The sequence below is a fragment of the Alkalitalea saponilacus genome (assembly GCF_900168165.1).
Classification (GTDB): domain Bacteria; phylum Bacteroidota; class Bacteroidia; order Bacteroidales; family Marinilabiliaceae; genus Natronoflexus; species Natronoflexus saponilacus.
Genome location: NZ_FUYV01000011.1, coordinates 65,270 through 84,320, shown reverse-complemented (window position 1 = coordinate 84,320; position 19,051 = coordinate 65,270). Strand labels below are relative to the sequence as shown.

The 19,051-nt window shown below is 39.8% G+C and carries 15 protein-coding genes and 1 tRNA gene; 5 read left to right on the top strand and 11 right to left on the bottom strand.

The window, feature by feature from the left end:
* Nucleotides 1–31: 31 nt before the first annotated feature.
* Nucleotides 32–2,566, bottom strand: a complete 2,535-nt coding sequence (locus tag B5X70_RS10130; protein WP_079557790.1) for a cellulase N-terminal Ig-like domain-containing protein — start codon at nt 2,564–2,566, stop codon at nt 32–34.
* A gap of 475 nt (nt 2,567–3,041) precedes the next feature.
* Nucleotides 3,042–3,115 (bottom strand) — tRNA-Pro (locus B5X70_RS10125).
* Between the two features lie 161 nt (nt 3,116–3,276).
* Here B5X70_RS10125 and B5X70_RS10120 point away from each other — a divergent pair.
* Nucleotides 3,277–4,617 (top strand): sensor histidine kinase, encoded by a 1,341-nt coding sequence (locus B5X70_RS10120; protein ID WP_079557789.1) that lies wholly within the window; start codon nt 3,277–3,279, stop codon nt 4,615–4,617.
* A 228-nt stretch (nt 4,618–4,845) separates the two neighbouring features.
* Here B5X70_RS10120 and B5X70_RS10115 read toward each other — a convergent pair whose 3' ends face one another.
* From B5X70_RS10115 to B5X70_RS10105, 3 genes are all read right to left on the bottom strand, one after another.
* Nucleotides 4,846–6,258 (bottom strand): dicarboxylate/amino acid:cation symporter, encoded by a 1,413-nt coding sequence (locus B5X70_RS10115; protein ID WP_079557788.1) that lies wholly within the window; start codon nt 6,256–6,258, stop codon nt 4,846–4,848.
* A 12-nt stretch (nt 6,259–6,270) separates the two neighbouring features.
* Nucleotides 6,271–7,347: a chorismate synthase gene (aroC, locus tag B5X70_RS10110; protein ID WP_079557787.1), complete on the bottom strand. Its 1,077-nt coding sequence runs from the start codon at nt 7,345–7,347 to the stop codon at nt 6,271–6,273.
* Nucleotides 7,348–7,551: 204 nt separating this feature from the next.
* Entirely contained in the window at nt 7,552–8,070 is a 519-nt protein-coding gene (locus B5X70_RS10105) for an FKBP-type peptidyl-prolyl cis-trans isomerase (RefSeq protein ID WP_079557786.1), read from the bottom strand.
* Between the two features lie 672 nt (nt 8,071–8,742).
* Between B5X70_RS10105 and B5X70_RS10100 the strand changes: the two genes are divergently transcribed.
* A complete protein-coding gene (locus B5X70_RS10100; protein ID WP_079557785.1) occupies nt 8,743–9,561 on the top strand; it encodes an SDR family oxidoreductase in 819 nt (272 codons plus the stop codon).
* Between the two features lie 16 nt (nt 9,562–9,577).
* Nucleotides 9,578–9,982, top strand: coding sequence for an acyl-CoA thioesterase (locus B5X70_RS10095; protein ID WP_079557784.1), 405 nt, complete (start codon nt 9,578–9,580; stop codon nt 9,980–9,982).
* Nucleotides 9,983–10,009: 27 nt separating this feature from the next.
* On the opposite strand, the gene B5X70_RS10090 is transcribed toward B5X70_RS10095, so the two are convergent.
* The 6 genes from B5X70_RS10090 to argF all read right to left on the bottom strand — a co-directional run bounded on the left by B5X70_RS10090 (nt 10,010) and on the right by argF (nt 15,271).
* Nucleotides 10,010–10,645, bottom strand: coding sequence for a LysE family translocator (locus tag B5X70_RS10090; protein ID WP_079557783.1), 636 nt, complete (start codon nt 10,643–10,645; stop codon nt 10,010–10,012).
* 93 nt (nt 10,646–10,738) lie between these two features.
* Entirely contained in the window at nt 10,739–11,452 is a 714-nt protein-coding gene (locus B5X70_RS10085; RefSeq protein ID WP_079557782.1) for a LytR/AlgR family response regulator transcription factor, read from the bottom strand.
* Between the two features lie 203 nt (nt 11,453–11,655).
* Nucleotides 11,656–12,369 (bottom strand): TrmH family RNA methyltransferase, encoded by a 714-nt coding sequence (locus B5X70_RS10080; protein ID WP_232468350.1) that lies wholly within the window; start codon nt 12,367–12,369, stop codon nt 11,656–11,658.
* A gap of 82 nt (nt 12,370–12,451) precedes the next feature.
* Entirely contained in the window at nt 12,452–12,724 is a 273-nt protein-coding gene (locus B5X70_RS10075) for an HU family DNA-binding protein (RefSeq protein WP_079557781.1), read from the bottom strand.
* Between the two features lie 338 nt (nt 12,725–13,062).
* Nucleotides 13,063–14,103: an aspartate--ammonia ligase gene (gene asnA, locus B5X70_RS10070; RefSeq protein ID WP_079557780.1), complete on the bottom strand. Its 1,041-nt coding sequence runs from the start codon at nt 14,101–14,103 to the stop codon at nt 13,063–13,065.
* Between the two features lie 166 nt (nt 14,104–14,269).
* Nucleotides 14,270–15,271 carry an ornithine carbamoyltransferase gene (argF, locus tag B5X70_RS10065; RefSeq protein WP_079557779.1) on the bottom strand — a complete coding sequence of 334 codons (1,002 nt, stop codon included), beginning with the start codon at nt 15,269–15,271 and terminating at the stop codon, nt 14,270–14,272.
* Nucleotides 15,272–15,489: 218 nt separating this feature from the next.
* Here argF and B5X70_RS10060 point away from each other — a divergent pair, with 218 nt between their 5' ends.
* Both B5X70_RS10060 and B5X70_RS10055 read left to right on the top strand, forming a co-directional pair.
* Nucleotides 15,490–16,194, top strand: a complete 705-nt coding sequence (locus B5X70_RS10060; protein WP_088328824.1) for a hypothetical protein — start codon at nt 15,490–15,492, stop codon at nt 16,192–16,194.
* 203 nt (nt 16,195–16,397) lie between these two features.
* Nucleotides 16,398–18,824: an FtsK/SpoIIIE family DNA translocase gene (locus B5X70_RS10055; protein ID WP_079557777.1), complete on the top strand. Its 2,427-nt coding sequence runs from the start codon at nt 16,398–16,400 to the stop codon at nt 18,822–18,824.
* The last annotated feature ends 227 nt before the right edge of the window (nt 18,825–19,051 follow it).

Here is a 19,051-nt window from a genome sequence, read left to right as displayed (position 1 = left end):
TAGATCACGAGCAACAAAGAACAACAAACAACTATCTATCTATCATATTCTTAAAAGCCGAACCGAAAAACAAATAACTTGTGTTTCCTCCAATGGTTCCTTCATTTTGACCCCACAGAAATGGCCAGTCGTCATAATTTTCAAAGTGATCTGGTTGCCTGAATAGAATACCAGGTGCCACATTGCCAGGAATAAATGAAAAATCAGCTCTGTTGTTTCCATAAAACACCTCTTTGGGACGAGCAGCTCCAACAGTGGCAACCAATGAATAATTGTGATATGGATGGCAACCATAAAGCCAATTGGTGGTCTTGAAAGCATGATTGGCATCAATGATTTCAGGATAATGCTTGTTGGCAAAACATATAGTGGTTCCAAAGTTTACAATAGCTCCGCTACCTGCCCAGTTACCAAGTCCAATAGGTACTCCGTATGGATTATCCTTTTCCAATTCTTCTATATAATCTCTGTATTGTTCAACATATGGCCGTAATTCATCTTTGAAAGATTCGTGCATATGTGGAATTCCGTGTAGCGCTGTTAAAAGTACAAATCCAACATTGCGTTCGAGGGCAGGCCATAAAAGTTCCTGGAATCTATCAGCGTATTGCTGTTCTCCTGTTGAAATGTATAGTTGCAGATTGGTTGATACATCAGCAAATCCGCTTCCCCATATATTTGCTTCTTGCTGTTGATCTGTCCGCAATTCAGAAGCCTCCTCCAGCAGTCTTTTCGACTGATAAAGTGCTCTTTCAGCTAAGTCGTCATTGTAACCTCTTAAAGCGCGGCTTGCTGAGGCGAACATAGCTGCTGCCCTAAGATCAAGATCCGGGTTGCGACTTGTGAATGCCCACATGTCATCTTTTACTCCGCTGGATTTGCCGTCAGGAGCAATTTCATATGGCCCCAATTCAGGATTATAAGGTAGTCCGTCGGTTATGGAGGCGGCATCGCCGAGGTGATGATAATTATAGAGAACTGAATTAGAAAGAGCTTGCGCCATGTGGCCGATGATTTCTGCCTGCGCTACCAACTGCATCGTTCCATGTTCAATAAACTGCAAGATGTCAGGGACTCCATCTGGCCGATGAAGTAGAACATAACGCTGATCCTGATCAACAAAGGTTTGGTCTCGTTGGGGTTTGAAATACTCCCATGTCTGGACAAAATTTTGAACCACACTGATATTGGATCTGGTTTCAATATCAAAATCTCCGGCATCAAAAAAGCCTCCAATATTTAAGCCCGGAATCAGTTCCAGAGCTTCATATTCAGTATCCGTTGTTGGCCCCTGCCAGTGGAGATCAAAATGGTCGGTATCCGGTGGAGCTTGTAAATATCCCTCTTTAAATGGCTCTCCGTGCCATACCCGGTATGCCTCTTTTACATATACATGGTTCATATGTATTGGAATCCAGATATCGCTGGTGGCATCGGTAATTTGATCATAAACGTTTTCTCCTATGATGAAATTATTTGTTATTAAGTCGCCATACTGAATGTAATAGATACCTGGTTCGTCAACTGAAGTAAAATCAAACTTCACATAGTGATATTTGAAATAATCTCCCCATTCTTCAATATTCCCTGTATATACTCTGGATGAGCTTCCATCTTTGTTTACTCTGAAAATGGATGCTCTTGAAAGCGGTTTATCTTTCTTGTCGAGTTCAATTACAGAGACTTTTGGTTGTGATGGCAAATAACCTACTTGTGAGAAACCAATGTTCGGTTCCCTTATCCAATCTTCAATTGCATTAGGTTCTATGGTCCAGGTTAAAACTTTACCTGTTTTTCCAGCAGGTAGTAGACTTCGAACAACATACCAGCCGTTTTGAGCAAGAATACGGCCGTCAAAAAGCATCAGATCGGTATCATGGGATGTAATTTTCACCATTCGTTCAGGATCATCAGGTGCCATAAGGAAATTGCGGCCTGTTTCCAAAGGAAGTGGATCGATAAAAGTACCGGTTCCCCTATCATCGGCAGTTACATATCCCTTGTATTGTTCAATTTTCTCACTGTTTGGTCTTGTAATAGTATTTCCTACAGCGTATCGCGGAAACCGGTCAATGCGACCATCCATGATAAAGGTTTTGCCCCAATATTGTGAAGGGAGAAACTCCAGATTAAATCCTGCAGCCCCTTCGAGTTCCACAGGTATAGGCTCATCAAGGTAAACAGATATCTCAACACTTTGCCCTTTTGCCTTAACAACAACACGTGAATCAAAATCGTACTGTTCGTATCTTAATTTGGCTTCTATGCTTTTATCCTCATAATTAACGGTACGTACTGGAATATCAGGAACAAGATCCCATTGCTCCGGGGTATTTGACAGCCTGACCGCTCCTCCTTGTGAAGTACGAACACCATGGTGAATAATTTCAATCCCAGCAGTCTTCTCGTCATTAAAACCTCCTGTAAAGAGGTTGCTGTAAACAAGAACATTTACACCTTGTCTTTCAAAATACTCAAGCTCATTGAGCTTGAGTTCCTGAGACGAATCAGTATTGCAGGCTGATAAAATCAACACTACAACGAATAAAAATGAGAATCTTTTCATGTGTCTAGAATTTATTTTTCAGTTGATCCCGAGTACTCAGGAGAACTCGTCCCGAAGCCTCGGGACTCGTTTCATGTTAATAGAGTCTTTATTCCTAAAACTCATATATTGCTGCATCTGTATGGTATTTTCGTTTTCACCAAATCGCCGACTTTTGTAACTTTTACAGATGAATGATTAAACGATAAAGAGGCAATAACCTATAATGAGAATTAGAATTGATTTCCTTAATGCTATCATAAAACTAATTAAAAAAATCCAAAATAAATAAAATTTCCCTATCAAACGGTTTCTTATCACCGAATAAAAATGACTGTGTTAGATTTTGAACGTTCTAAACATGGTCATTTTTAATTCCTCCTGTAACAATTCAGATATATTGGATAAAGCATCTATTTTCAGACAAAAAGCCGCATGAAAATTAAATCTTCATGCGGCCTTGATTAATTCATCACTTGGAATCATTCTAATTTTGTCGGGGTAGCGGGATTCGAACCCACGGCCTCCACGTCCCGAACGTGGCGCGCTACCGGACTGCGCTACACCCCGTTGATTTTTTTGGCAAAATTAAAAAATTATTCAATCGTGCAATTAAAATCCAAAGATTATGTACATTTTTGTAAAAATTCACCTAAAATCTATCAACAAAAACAGATTCTTGTGATCTTTTTTCATTCAGGCATCTTTTAAAATAAACGCATCGAAGCATAATGTTTAATTGGGTCAAAATATCATATTCACATTTTATCAGAATTCTCAAACGAGCCATTGCATGGGAGAATAATCCGAAAAATCTCTCCTTCTATCTTCTCAAGCAACTGCTTCTCATCAGCATCATGCTTTGCTTTGCCTGCATTTTTGGCAACCACATGATCGGAATAGATCAGGTGGTAACAAACCACCTGATTTTTATTGGTGCATTGCTCTCTGCTGCATACATATTAATTCGTTCTTTCAATTTAACACACCTCGGGATCATTCTCTTTTTATCGACCATGTTTTACCTTTTAAACATGTTGTGGTTTTTAAACGGTGGCTCTTATGGACCTACGATTCTGATTTTTCAGATATTCTTTGGTCTGGTGATCTTTACAATAAGTAATAAAACCGCATTAATTGTGGCCTCAGTTTTTGCTGTCAATATAGTTTTCCTGTTTTGGTTCGAATATAATCATCCACACCTCATCTCGGGGTATACCGGACATGAACAACGTTTCTGGGACATTGCCATGGTAACCTTTTTATTCTTTTTCGGAGGACTCCCGCTTCTGGCTTTTGGGAAAAGATATTTTCAAAAGGAGAAAGAGCGTGCAGAGCAATCGGAGCGCATAAAAACAGCATTTATAGCAAACATGAGTCACGAAATAAGAACTCCAATGAACGCAATCATAGGTTTTACAGAACTTCTTGAGACCAATGATGTAACCAAAGAGGAGAAAAAAGAGTACGCAGGAATTATAAAGGAGAATGGTGATATTTTACTTCACCTCATCAATAACATCATGGATATTTCCAAACTGGATGCCAGGCTGGTTGAAGTAAAATATTCCGAAATAGATGTGGAAGCATTAATTGATAAGCTTTATAAAGCTTATCATCCATTAGTAGGAGAAGGCATCAGGTTAATAACCATGATTCATCCCAACCAAAGCAAGATCTATATTGAATCAGATTATCTATTGCTATATCAGGTTTTCTCCAATATCCTGAACAATGCCATCAAACACACCGAAAAGGGAGAAATCAAGTTTGGTATGATATTAAACGAAAAACTCTCGTTTTTCGTTTCTGACACAGGATCAGGAATTCCTCCTGAAAAACAAGAATTTATATTTCAGAGATTTTCTCAACTCCGACCCAATTCTCCCATCAACAAAAATGGTGTAGGTTTGGGATTATCCATCTGTAAAAGCATTATGGATTTGTTAGGGGGATCCATTCATCTTCAGTCCGATGGAAAAAGCGGAACCACTTTCTACTTTAATCTTCCGCTTGATGTGATCGTTTTTAAGAACATAAGGTGGTGGGATAAAAATCTCACAGGGGTATAACTACAATAGATCGATAGTCCTGAATGCCTCGGGATAGATCATTGGATAATGAGCACAGTGAATTTTCGCTCAGCGGAATTAGATGCAAACATGTTAATTATTATCAGCTGATTGAACAACATGACCACAAACTCACATGTAATTTATAATCAACCAATTAATAAGCCCAAGCAAACTATTGTTATCTGAGATCAAGAACCTGTGCCTTAATTCCTCAACAACAAACCACTACGAGGGTTCAACATCATTCAAATTCACAGTTTTCCCAACGACAACGGAAATAGTTGCATCACCGGTAACATTCACCATCGTACGAACCATGTCAAGAATTCTATCGACTGGTAAAATAATGGCTATCCAGGCCGGATTGAGGCCAACTGAGGTTAAAACAACCATGAGCATAACGATGCCGGCTCCCGGAATGGCAGCAGCTCCGATACTGGCCAATGTTGTGGTCATCACAATGGTTAACTGCTGAGCAAAAGAGAGTTCAACCAAGTGCATCTGTGCCAAAAATACTACAGCTACGGCTTGATACAAACTTGTCCCGTCCATGTTGATGGTGGCACCAATTGGTAAGACAAAACTTGTCACTTTCTTGTCAACTTTTAAATTTTCCTCAACACATTCCAACGTAACCGGAAGTGTTGCTGCGCTGCTACTGGTAGAGAATGCAAGCATTTGAGCGGGACTAATTCCCCGGAGAAATTCACGGAACGTCATATTCTTCACCAGCAATGCCATCAAACCGGGATAAACGACAAAGGCCATAATGAGAAGCCCACCTAAAACCGAAAGACTATACCAGGTTAAACCGGCAAAAAGATCAAAAACCCTGGCCGGATCATCTCCAGCCATGTCACTCACCAGGCCGGCCATTAAAGCAAAGACAAACAAGGGAGCCCCTCTCATCACCAAGTCGACCATTTTAATGAAAGCATCTGCTATGGCATCCATTACATCTACTATGATCACTTTTTTATGATCAGTAATAAACAGAACCGAAACACCAAAAAATATGGCAAAGAATATGATTTGCAACATATTGCGATTATCGCCCATGGCAGAAAAAAGGTTTGAAGGAACCACCTCTTCCAGAAAAGTCAACGGCCCACGCTCTGCTGCCTTACGTGCCACATCCAAACGAGCACGAACCGCTTCAATATCCTCATAACCTCTTCTCTGAGCAACTTCATCCAGGATTTCATTGTAAGCGGGGTTGTTCATCATCCAACGACCATCCATTGGAGTCATTCCTTCCGATTGCAACCACAATTCGTAATTGATGCGGTTTTCCACACGAGCATTCTCTTCAAACCCGTTTCCGGGTTTAAAGACATTCACAATTAACAACCCAAGGGAAATAGAGAATAAGGTGGTAAGCACATATAAACCCATGGTTTTTCCACCCAGTTTTCCTAAATTTTTAGGATTTCCCAATCGAATAATTCCACCGATGATGGAGAAAAACACCAAAGGAACTGCAATCAGCTGCAGCAGGTTTATAAAAATTCTGCCAAATGGAGCAATCCAGCTGGCTGTGAAACCAGACCATCCAAGGTATCCGCTCAATACAGCCCATACAATACCTGCAATAAGGCCAATAATAATCTGAATATAGAGCGGGATCTTTTTGGTCATTGATATCTGTTTTTAGAGATAAGATTTATTAATCAATAAAGCATCGGTAAGAACCATGGCAGCCATGGCTTCAACAATGGGAACAGCTCTGGGAACCACACAGGGGTCATGTCTTCCCCGCGCCTTCATCACTATTTCATTTCCCTCTTTATCTACTGTTTTCTGATCCTTCAATATGGTAGCAACTGGCTTAAAGGCCACACGAAAATAGATCTCCTCCCCGTTTGAAATACCTCCCTGGATACCACCTGAACGGTTTGTACGTGAACGTACTTTTCCATCGCTTGTATAGAACTCATCATTGTGAGCCGATCCAAGCATTTCAACGGCGTTAAATCCACTTCCATATTCGAAACCTTTTACCGCGTTAATACTCAACATGGCTTGTCCCAAACGGGCATGCAACTTATCAAAAACAGGATCACCCAAGCCGGCTGGAGCGTTTTTAATAATACAGGAGACCACTCCTCCGATGGAATCATGTGCCTTTCTTGTTTCGTCAATTTTTTCAATCATCATTTTGGCAATTTCCGGATCGGGACATCTTACTATGTTGGATTCAGCAACAGAAAGATCCATATCTGTGTGCATCTTATCCAAACGAATGGTTCCTACCTGAGAAACATAAGCCTGAACCGAAACACCAAGCTTGTTAAGCATTAACTTGGCAACGGCACCGGCAACTACACGGGCAATGGTTTCACGAGCCGAAGAACGCCCTCCTCCCCTATGATCACGAATACCATATTTGGACTGGTAAGTATAATCAGCGTGCGATGGGCGATATATATCTTTCAAATTGTCGTAATCGCCAGATTTTTGGTCTTTGTTCCAAATCACAAAAGCCAAAGGTGTACCTGTGGCTTTTCCATCCATTACACCTGAAATAAACTCCACCCGGTCGCTCTCATCGCGAGGTGTAGTTATTGCAGATTGTCCGGGACGGCGACGATCCAGTTCCTGTTGAATGAAATCAGCATCAAGCTCCAGACCGGGTGCAACTCCCTCTATGATTCCTCCAACTCCCCTACCGTGCGACTCCCCGAAGGATGTCAGTTTATAAAGTGTTCCAAATGTATTTCCTGCCATTAGTCAAATAGGTTTTTCTTTAATCCTCAAAAATACTGCTAGAAATTGATTCATACAAAAAGTGAAGGGTGAATTCTCCCTGCATAAATGAATTAATTGCATTTCATGATAATGCAAAAAAAGAAAATACCATTCTGAAGAATTTCAGAATGGTATTGACGTTTATTATATCTGCCGAATAGACCGGCTAGAAGAATCTTAAATCTAGCAACTACAGCCTGAACCACACTGACCGGTATCACAACCTGCAGCGGCCATGATCTCCTCTTCAGTGGCTTCACGCACACCAATAATTGCTCCGGAAAAATGAAGATCGTCTCCGGCTAATGGATGGTTAAAGTCCATTTTTACAGTTTCGTCGGTAACCTCTAAAACCATACCGTTCATTCGATTTCCATTGGCATCCTGCATGGGAACAGAGTTCCCAACAGTCAACATTTCGTCATCAATTGATCCGTTTACTTCAAAAATATTTTTTGGTAACTCAACAATTGCATCCTGGTTAACATCGCCATAGGCCTCTGAACTCTTGAGTTCAAAATTAAAATCATCGCCTTCTTTCAATCCATCCAGCTTCGTCTCAAACATTTCAATCATACGTCCTGCTCCGAACACGAATTCCAGCGGATTCTCTTTATTGGTTTCTTCGACCAACTCACCATCGGCTCCATTCAATCTAAGCTGATAGGTAAGTGATACAAATTTGTTTCTTCCAACTTCCATTATTCTCAATTTTAAAATTTATAAAGATGACATCGTGAATACGATGATCATTCATAACAAATGAATTCACATTGTTGTTTATCTGTTCACAATAAGAATCCATTACAAAGTAACAGAGAATTTGAATCTTATCAAAACTTATACTAAAAAAGTAAGTTATTTAACAACATTTAAAGGGTTGGAAGGTTTAGGGTTTAGGGTTTAGGGTTTAGGGTTCAAAGTTTAGGGTTTATAGTTTAAAGTTTTGGGTTGCGTAGCGATGTCCCGAAAATCGGGAAGGGTTTAAGATTATAAGTTGCTTCGGGGAGGGAAGGCAAATGTGTAGGTCAAATGATTTATTCGTACCAAATACGTCGCAACCATTCAACAATTCCTAGAAAAGGTAATAAATAGACACAATACAAGAACACCATTCTATTTTCTTCGTCAACACAAAAGTCGTGAATAAAAGATGTTGCTCTTTTTAAACCGTCTCTGAGTTTTATTAATTAAATTTGTAGTTCATTCTAGCTTTGAATCCATCAGGAGTAAGTACCATCTGAATGGGAGCTGATGAATAGTGAATCAGCTTAGATTTCTTTCATCGAAAAAAATTAAAGTAGAATAAAAAAGAACAACCTATATATAATTAAGGATCTTCTTTATACAAAAACCATTAGATAATAGCAAAACATGCAGGGTAAGGTTGTAATAATTACTGGCGCTTCTTCAGGTATAGGCCTGGCTTGTGCCAAGGAATTTGCCGCAAGAGGTGCTTATTTGTCATTAGCAGCACGTTCCATTGATCAACTCAATATTCTTAAGGAAGAACTGAAATCAAAAGATCACAGGGTTTTGGTCACCCAAACTGATGTTGGTATCGAGCAAGAGTGTAAAAATCTGGTTGACCAAACCATTAACAACTTTGGAAAAATTGATATCCTTGTCAATAATGCAGGAATATCCATGAGAGCACTTTTTAAAGACACAGAACTGTCTGTATTGAAGAAGCTTATGGATGTTAATTTCTGGGGAACAGTGTATTGCACAAAATATGCTTTGCCATATTTGGTTGCACAAAAGGGATCGGTAGTAGGAGTTTCTTCCATTGCAGGATTCATTGGTTTACCCGGAAGATCGGGCTACTCAGCATCTAAATTTGCGATGCATGGATTTTTAGAAACCATACGAACAGAAAACTTAAAAACCGGTCTTCATGTATTGATTGCAGCGCCAGGATTTACCGCATCAAACGTACGAAAATCAGCACTTACAGGCAGTGGTACGCAACAAGGAGAGACGCCACGGGCAGAAGAAAAAATGATGAGTGCTGAAGAGGTAGCCAGGCATATTGGAAATGCCATTGAGAAACGAAAACGCACACTGGTATTGACATTTTTGGAAGGAAAATTCTCAGTATTTCTGAGAAAAATATGGCCATCACTGGTTGATAAGCTGGCCTATAGCCATTTAGCCAAAGAACCGGATTCTCCCTTTACCCTCAATAATTAAAACTGAAATTTCAATTATGCTTATCAATAAAACCGAAATCAGAGTTCGTTACGGAGAAACCGACCAAATGGGTATTGTTAATAACGCTGTTTATCCATCGTGGTTTGAAATTGGGAGATCTGAACTTTTTCGGGAAATTGGTCTTCCCTATAGCAAAATGGAAGATGAGGGTATTATGTTACCACTTTCAGAGCTTCAGGTAAAGTATAAACACCCGGCCAGATACGAGGAAATACTTACCATTACCACCAGGCTGGAAGAGATGCCACTGGTAAGAACTACATTTAAATACATCATTCATAATAGCCGGGGAGAGCTTGTTGCCGAAGGCTCAACAACACATGCATTTTTGGATGCAACAACCCGCAGGCCGGGGCGAATTCCAGAAAAACTAAAACACCGACTCGAAAAGCTTTTCTGAAAAAAAGAGATGGTTCTCTGGGTAGATTCAGACCATGCTTCTGATTAACCACACCATAAGTGCAATAATCACAAGTACAATGATGGTCGCTCCTGCTATCTTATTAATCCAGAAAAGACGTCGAAGATTTACAGCGGCCTGAAAAAAACCTACAATGGTAGTCAACAGAAGCCACCACGAAGATGCACCAATTAAAACTCCTCCTACAAGCGTTAACTGACCAGCCAATCCCATGGCCGGATCCACAACCCGCAAACCTGCAAAAAAAGCCAAAAACAAAAACAGAGCCAAAGGATTACTGATTGTCAGCAACATCGTTGAAAAAAAATCCTGCAAATAACTTGATTTTCGACGTCGTTGACGTCGAAGTTGCACAGCGGGGTTACTTCTGAATATGTGTACGCCAAGTATTATTAATACCGTTGCGCCAATCAGCTGCATCCATATCACATGTTCTTCAATAAATGCAACAATGAATGAAAGACTAAATCCTGCAATAATGGCGTATATTGTATCAGATACAGCTGCTCCCAAACCGGAGACAAAACCCGACAAGCGACCTCGTTGAAGAGTTCTCTGGATGCACAAAACACCTATGGGGCCGAGAGGAACTGATGCGGAAAAGCCCACGATCATTCCATCAATTACAGGATTCATGTTCATTTTACAAATATCTGAAAAATGTTTCTGATGAAAACCGGTAAAACAAAAAAAGAGGTGCTGTGCACCTCTTTTTATATTATAAAGACTCTATTTCTACTTTGTAATCAGATTAATATCATCAAGTAATTTATCCCTGTATGATTTTCCGATAGGAATGATTTTATTTCCGGTATCTGTCTTAATAATGACTGAACTATCCTCAATGGCTTTAATCTTATTAAAATTTACGATATATGAACGGTGAATTCGCATAAACTTATCTGAGGGCATCCGTTCTGTAATGGACTTCATGGTAAAGTGAATGGTGAACTTTTCCTTAAAAGTATTCACCACAACGTAATTTTCAAGCGCCTCAATCCAAAGAATATCATCGTACTTAACACGTACCAGCGAGGAGTTATTCTTAATAAAAATTTCTGTGCTTTCCTTTACGGGGCTCTCCTTCTTTTCGAATCTTTCCCTGGCACGATTCACCGCTTTTATAAAGCGACCGTATTGAACCGGCTTTAATAGGTAGTCTGTAACGTCGTACTCATAAGATTCCAAGGCATATTTTTCCTCTGAGGAGTAGATAATAACCTGTGGAATGATGTTCAATGCTTTAAGAAACTCTATTCCGGACATCTCAGGCATTTCGATATCAAGAAATATCAAATGTAAGGTCTCACTGTCCGGGGCATTCAATTTATTGACAGCCTCCACAGCACTCGAAAAAGTACCGAGAAGCCTTAAGCCTTCAGTTCTTCCAACAAATTCCTCTATTATCTTAATAGACAGATTATCATCATCAACAATTATACAATTCATAGAGCCAGATTTTTCCCAAAAGTAGAAAATATTATCGTAAAAAAGATGACCAACACACTCTTTTTTTGGATAAATAAACAAATATCTTACACAAACATACGTAAAGTTTGATATAATGGTTATATAAAAGTTAGTAACGGCTAAATTCGTGATGCAGTATATCAGAATAAAAGATGTAGTGCTGAATCCTAAAGACCAACTATTTAATCACAATTTGAAATTTGATTAAAGAAACGATTCTCTACAATTTCGATTCGGGGTGTTGATTTTCTCAGCCAATTCAGCATAACCAATTCCTTTTCATGGTCGGGCAACCCCCAATAAATTGATGAGTTTCGTAATTTTGATGTAACAGTTTGCAAAATAATGGCAACTGAAACAGATAAATTTAGACTTTCGGTAAAGCCATACATAGGTATGGTTAAATATTCATCAGCCATTTCACTAGCCTCGGGAGAAACGCCTGTTAATTCGGTACCAAAAACAAAAGCTGCGGGGCCTTTTGAGATGTCAAAATCCTGAATGGAGACAGCTCCCTCGTCTGGCGTAGTAACCACCAGGCGATAACCCATCGACTTTAAGTCTTCAAGGGCTTTTCTCTTGTTGTTTTGGTGTTTTGTATACTTTGTTAGTGTTAACCATTTAGAAGAACCCATAGCAACTTTCCGGTTTACAGAATATTCTGCCCGATCATCAACCAGATTTACATTCTGCACTCCAAAACAATCGCAACTTCTCAGCACTGCACTGATGTTGTGAGGATGGTCAATGTTTTCCATCAAAACAGTGAAGTAATTTGTTCTTTGATCTAAAACCTTTTCAAAAGTACTAATCCTATCTTCAGATTTAAGAGTCTTCAAAAACTCAATGAGTTTTTGCAACTGATCACGGGTGAGATTTTCAGGTTTACGCAACATGGCAGATATATTTTGTTTCAACCCCAAAAAAAAAGAGAGCCCATCAGGTACCCTCTTTTTCAAATCTTGAAAAAAATCGTCACTAGTTAACCGAATCAGTCAATTCGCTACCAGCTTTAAATTTAATTACTTTCTTGGCAGGAATGGTAATTTCCTTTCCGGTTTGAGGGTTACGACCGGTACGTGCGCTTCTCTCAGAAACACCAAAAGAACCGAATCCTACTAATGTAACGCGATCTCCTGATTTAAGAGCATCTCCAGTTACTTTTAAGAAAGCATCTAACGCTTTTTTTGCATCTGCTTTGGTCAGACCTGAGTCGCCAGCAATTGCATCGATTAATTGAGCCTTGTTCATAATAAAAATTTAATTTTAGGGTTAAAAACTAGGTTTTTAATCTTACCATCACAAATATAGAGTATTTATAGTGTCTTCCAAATTTAGAAGCAAAAAAAATGCATTCGTAAATGCATTTTTTTTATTGGAAACCCTTTCAGAATGTCCTTTCTAGCAGAATATGTGATAAAAAATCTCTTACACCCAACTCTGATAAACATCTGTAGATCAAGGACATATCAAATCACAAAAAGTGTAAATTTTAGTATAGATATGCAGATGTTTTATAATTCATCATTTTAATTAAAAAATAACGAATTGGTTATTCTTTTACTGGTACGTAACTTAAAAAATCCTTGTTAAACCAATACAATGTTATTTCTTTTGCACACCTGCCGCATTTCATCTGGCCATATACTGGCTTGAATTTCACCAATATGAGCTTTCCTAAGAAAAAACATGCAAAGTCTTGACTGACCAATGCCCCCACCTATACTTAAAGGAAGTTCGTTATTTATCAGGCGCTGATGAAACATCAGCGCCATGCGCTTCTCTTCATTCCGAAGCGTGAGCTGACGTTTTAATACTTCAGCATCAACCCTTATTCCCATGGATGATATCTCGAAGGCCTTCTTTAGAATTGGATTCCATAATAATATGTCCCCATTTAAGCCGATGAAGTTATTAACAGTTGGAGTACTCCAATCGTCGTAATCCGGCGCGCGTCCATCATGTGGCTCTCCGCAAGGCATATCTCCTCCTATACCAATAATAAATACTGCCCCGTATTTACGGGTAATGGCATCTTCCCGATCTTTAGAACTTAAGTTAGGATACATATCATACAACTCTTCTGCATGTATGAAGGTAATTTCTTCGGGCAAAATTGGTTTAATATTAGGATACTTTTCATACACGACAAATTCAGTGCGCTTCATCACTTCAAAAATTCGCACGACCACAGATTTAAGGTAATCAAGGTTGCGATCTTTTTCCCGAATGTGGCGTTCCCAGTCCCACTGATCTACATAAATTGAATGGGTATTGTCCAGATCTTCATCCGGACGAATGGCATTCATGTCAGTGTATATTCCATATCCCGGCTCAATTTCATAATCGGCCAGCATCATGCGTTTCCATTTTGCAAGACTGTGCACTACTTCAACCTCTCTGTTACCCATACCACGAACCGGGAATGTAACCGGACGCTCTTTCCCTGATAAGTCATCGTTCAACCCGGTACCCTTTAATACAAAAAGCGGTGCTGTTACGCGTCGCAAGCGTAAATCAGCCGACAAAAATGTTTGAAATGAATCCTTGATGATAGTTATCGCATGTTCAGTTTGCTTCAGATCGAGCAATGATTTATAATTCTCCGGAATATAGAGTAAATCTCTCATGATTTCAGTCAGATTGGCTTTATGCCTTTGTTATTAAATCAAACACTAAAACGCAAAATTAGATTCATTTTATATCAATTCAAAATTAAAACCATAATTTATTAAATAATTTAAAAGAAAAGTGCCTGATAATATTTCTATTCAGTAAGTTCATGTTTCATTCTTTTTATTTTCCAAGAGTCGCAACCATAACTGCTTTAATGGTATGTAGACGATTCTCTGCCTGATCAAACACGATGGATGCAGCTGATTCAAAAACATCATCTGTAACCTCCATCCCGTCCAGGCCGAATTGTTGGTATATCTCCTCTCCTGTTTTGGTTTCCCGATTATGAAAAGCCGGCAAGCAGTGAAGGAAACAACAGTTTCCATTGCCAGTCAGATCCATAGTACGTCTATTTACCTGATATGGTTTAAGAAGATCAATCCGATCTTTCCACACCTGAGCAGATTCACCCATGGATACCCATACATCGGTATATAAAAAATCGGCACCTTTAACGCCAGCTTCCAGATTATCGGTAATGGTTATTTTTCCTCCGCTGTTTCGTGCCATTTCCTCGCATTTATGAACCAGACTCTTTTCCGGTTGAAGCGATCGCGGACCGACAATCCGCATATCCATCCCCATTTTCGCTCCACCAACCATTAATGAATTGGCCATATTGTTCCTGGCATCACCCAAATATGCCATCGATACTTCATTCAAAGGGCGTTCGCAATGCTCTCTGATTGTGAGGAAGTCAGCCAACACCTGAGTTGGATGAAACTCATCGGTTAAACCATTCCATACCGGAACGCCGGCATATTTCGCAAGCTCTTCTACCACGCTCTGACCATAACCCCTGTATTGAATGGCATCATACATTCTGCCTAAAACCCTGGCAGTATCCTTCATGGACTCCTTCTCTCCTATCTGCGATCCGGAAGGAGCCAGATAGGTAACGTTTGCTCCCTGATCGTATGCAGCAACTTCAAATGCACAACGCGTCCTGGTTGAACTTTTCTCAAAAATCAATGCAATGTTCCTCCCCTTCAGCATTTGTACTTCGGTGCCATTCTTCTTGGTGAATTTAAGGCGCTCTGCCAGTTCCAGTAGATACAGAATCTCATCGGATGTAAAATCCAACAGGGTTAAAAAATGACGATTACTTAAATCTTTATGCATAGCAGACAGGTTTTAGTCGTTTTAAGTGTACTCCAATTATAAAATTACTGATTATTTGAGAGACTGGAAAACCAGCGGAAGTAAAAAAATATTCTTATTCAGAATCTCAGGAACAAACTGGAATGAATTTTGACCAAACACTCCCAAATGCAGATAAACGGTTAAGGCTGTACGTCTAATTTTGCTATCTTTGACCTGCTATGAACGGGAATACACATATGATACTAAAGAACCGCATAAAATTATTAACAGTTGTATTGATCATCGCTGTTTTATCAGGTTGTAAATTAGATCGAAGACCTGCAGCAGTGAAAGGCATTACAGAAGGTACCATCATTTATAATATTACATATCCGGAACAGGTCAGTAGCGCGCTTTCTTTTTTGTTCCCTAACCAGATGTCTCTTCATTTTAGCAATGGAAACCAAAGAATCATGTTCAAAGGTAACATGAACTTATACGCTCTTGATTTTATCCACAATCAGGAAAGCGACAGCTTCTACACACTTTTGAAAATTCTGGAAAGAAGAATATATGTTCCAAGTTCAAAGTCTGATAATATGTTCATTTTTGATGATGACCATTCAAGAAAAGTTGAATATATTAAAAACAAGGAGAAAGAGATTGCTGGTTTCACATGTCATTTGGCACAAATACCTCCAGATAATTCCGGGAGTCCGGAGATCAGAATCTGGTACTCCAACGAAATTGGAATTGAAAACCCCAACCGAAATACTCCATTTGACATGATACCGGGACTCATCATGGAATTCCAGTTAACATATGAAAACGTAATCTTTCACCTTGAAGCGCAAAGAGTCGTTGAAGAATCTCATCCTGATGTTTTCTTCATGGTACCGGCCAATTACGAACAATCCTCCCTTGAAGAAGTTGAAGAGTTGATCAAAACAGTTTTCAACTGATCCAATAAAGCACTAAATCTTTCCGTTATTATCTTCATAAATAGTAAATGCTTTACTATTTTTACAAGTTGATTTTAACCTGCATAGTTAAACGGGTTGAACTTCGTTTCACCAAATATCTGTTGCAATAAATAATACAGGTTAAAAAAAACAGGCCCGCTACAATTTCAAGAACCATCATACTCTGAAACATAAATTTATATATGGCATCAAAATCAAAAAAAAGCAGAACAGCAAACGGAAAGCGAAGATTCAAAAATCCTCTGGCATCTCTGAAAGAGAGTTTTAAGAATTACAAATTCAGGTTTGCCACGGGTTTGATTATTGTTGCTTTTTCATTCTACCTGGCTGTGGCATTCTTCTCTTTTTTTAATTCTGGATATGCCGATCGCAGCAAATTCGATCTCCAATTCGTTGATTTAATTAAAGATACATCCATACAGGTGGATAATGTAACAGGGAAAATTGGTGCCTGGTTTGCAGATTTGATGGTAAATAAATGGTTCGGACTGGCTTCGTTCTCTTTCGTCTTTCTTCTTTTTATTACCGGATTCAGGCTATTGGGTGCACGGGTTTTGCCTCTGAGCAAAACCCTGATTCACGCGTCAATTATTACAATATGGGTCTCAGTTTCCATGGGATTCTTTTTTATGGAGACCATGGAAGACAAATACCTGCTTCTTGGTGGAGCCCATGGATTTCACGTGAGCCACTGGCTCATTTCTACTATCGGGCACATTGGAACATTTATCCTGATTCTGATCTCGCTGGTGATATACCTGACGATAAATTTTGAATGGTTTCTGATAAAATTCAGAAAGTTGATTGGCAAAGACCTAGCCATTTTTAAAGAGAATGATTTTGTTGATACCGCAATGACGGCTTCTGATAGTGAAGCAGATAATAATGAGCAGAACAATGCTGCGGAAGCAGACGAAAGCATCACTGAAGCCGTCTCTTCTGTCACGACAGAAGAGACTGAGAACGAGTTTCAATTTGACATCAAACCCGCAAAGAAGTTCGAAGCACTCCCGGTGGAACATCCTGATAATGAACTTGAACTAAAAATTGAAAAGGCGGCGTCTGAAGAAATTATTCATACTGGCGAAAACAGGCCGCAGGGTGATTATGACCCTACGCTCGATTTGTCATCATACATCATGCCCTCATTTGATTTGCTGGACGATCATAAAAGTGGCCAGTCACAAGTAACAGAAGAGGAGTTAATCTACAATAAAAATAAGATTGTAAAAACTCTGGAGGATTACAAAATACAAATAAAAAGCATCAAAGCGACAGTTGGTCCAACCGTCACGCTTTACGAAATCGTTCCCATGCCGGGGGTGAGAATCTCGAAAATCAAAAACCTGGAGGATGACATTGCCCTCTCGCTCGCAGCACTGGGCATCCGGATTATTGCCCCCATCCCGGGAGAAGGAACCATTGGAATAGAGGTTCCCAACTCAGAACCGCAGGTGGTTTCCATGAAGTCGATTATAACCTCACGCAAATTCCAGAACACCAAGTTCGAATTACCTGTGGCATTGGGAAAAACAATCTCAAATGAGACTTTCGTTTTTGATTTAACCAAAGCACCTCACCTTCTGGTGGCCGGTGCAACCGGACAGGGTAAATCAGTGGGTTTGAATGCCATCATCACTTCGCTTCTGTATAAAAAACATCCATCGCAATTAAAATTTGTTTTGGTGGATCCCAAAAAGGTGGAACTTAACATATACAGCAAAATAGAGCGACACTTTCTGGCAAAACTGCCTGATGAGGAAGAACCCATCATCACCGATGTTCAACGAGTGGTAAATACTTTACACTCGCTCACCATTGAAATGGAGGATCGTTATGATCTTCTCAAAAAAGCACACACTCGTAATATTAAGGAGTATAACCATAAATTCATTAAACGAGAACTGAACCCCGAAAAGGGACACCACTTTCTGCCCTACATCATAGTTATAATTGATGAGTTTGCCGATTTAATCATGACAGCAGGGAAAGAGGTTGAATTGCCCATTGCCCGAATAGCTCAGCTTGCAAGGGCTGTTGGTATTCATATGATTATTGCCACGCAACGCCCATCCACCAACATTATTACCGGCGTCATTAAAGCCAACTTCCCCACAAGGATCGCCTTTAAAGTGGCATCTATGATCGATAGCCGCACCATCCTCGATTCGCCTGGTGCAAACCAACTTATTGGACGCGGAGATATGCTTATTTCGCAGGGAAGCGACCTGATCAGGGTGCAATGCGCATTTGTCGACACACCGGAGGTGGAAAAGGTAAATGATTTCATTGGTCAGCAACGGGGCTATCCAACGGCCATGCATCTACCTGAGTACGTGGGTGAAACCGGAACCCAGGAACCCGGTGAGGTGGATCTGTCCAAACGGGATCCCATGTTTGAGGAAGCCGCAAGAGTTGTTGTGGCCAACCAAAGCGGCTCAACATCACTGATTCAGCGCCGGTTTTCAATTGGATATAACCGTGCCGGAAGAATCATAGATCAACTGGAGGCAGCCGGTGTGGTGGGACCTTTTGAAGGAAGTAAAGCAAGACAGGTTCTGGTGAGTGATGAGTTGGAACTGGAGCGAATGTTTGAAATGCTGAGATAGATTGGCTCATAATAAATGGAATGATTATTGTTTTAAGGAAGACCGGAGATCGGAAACCGGAGACTGGAAACTGGAGACAGGATGAAAGGGGATAAAAGGTTGATAGTTTTTAAGTTCAAAGTTTAATGTTTTAGGTTCAAAGTTCGTCTAAAGCCATAAACTATTCGCTACGCGGGACATTGCTTCGCTGCAAAAACCATAAACCATCAACTATAAACCATAAACCA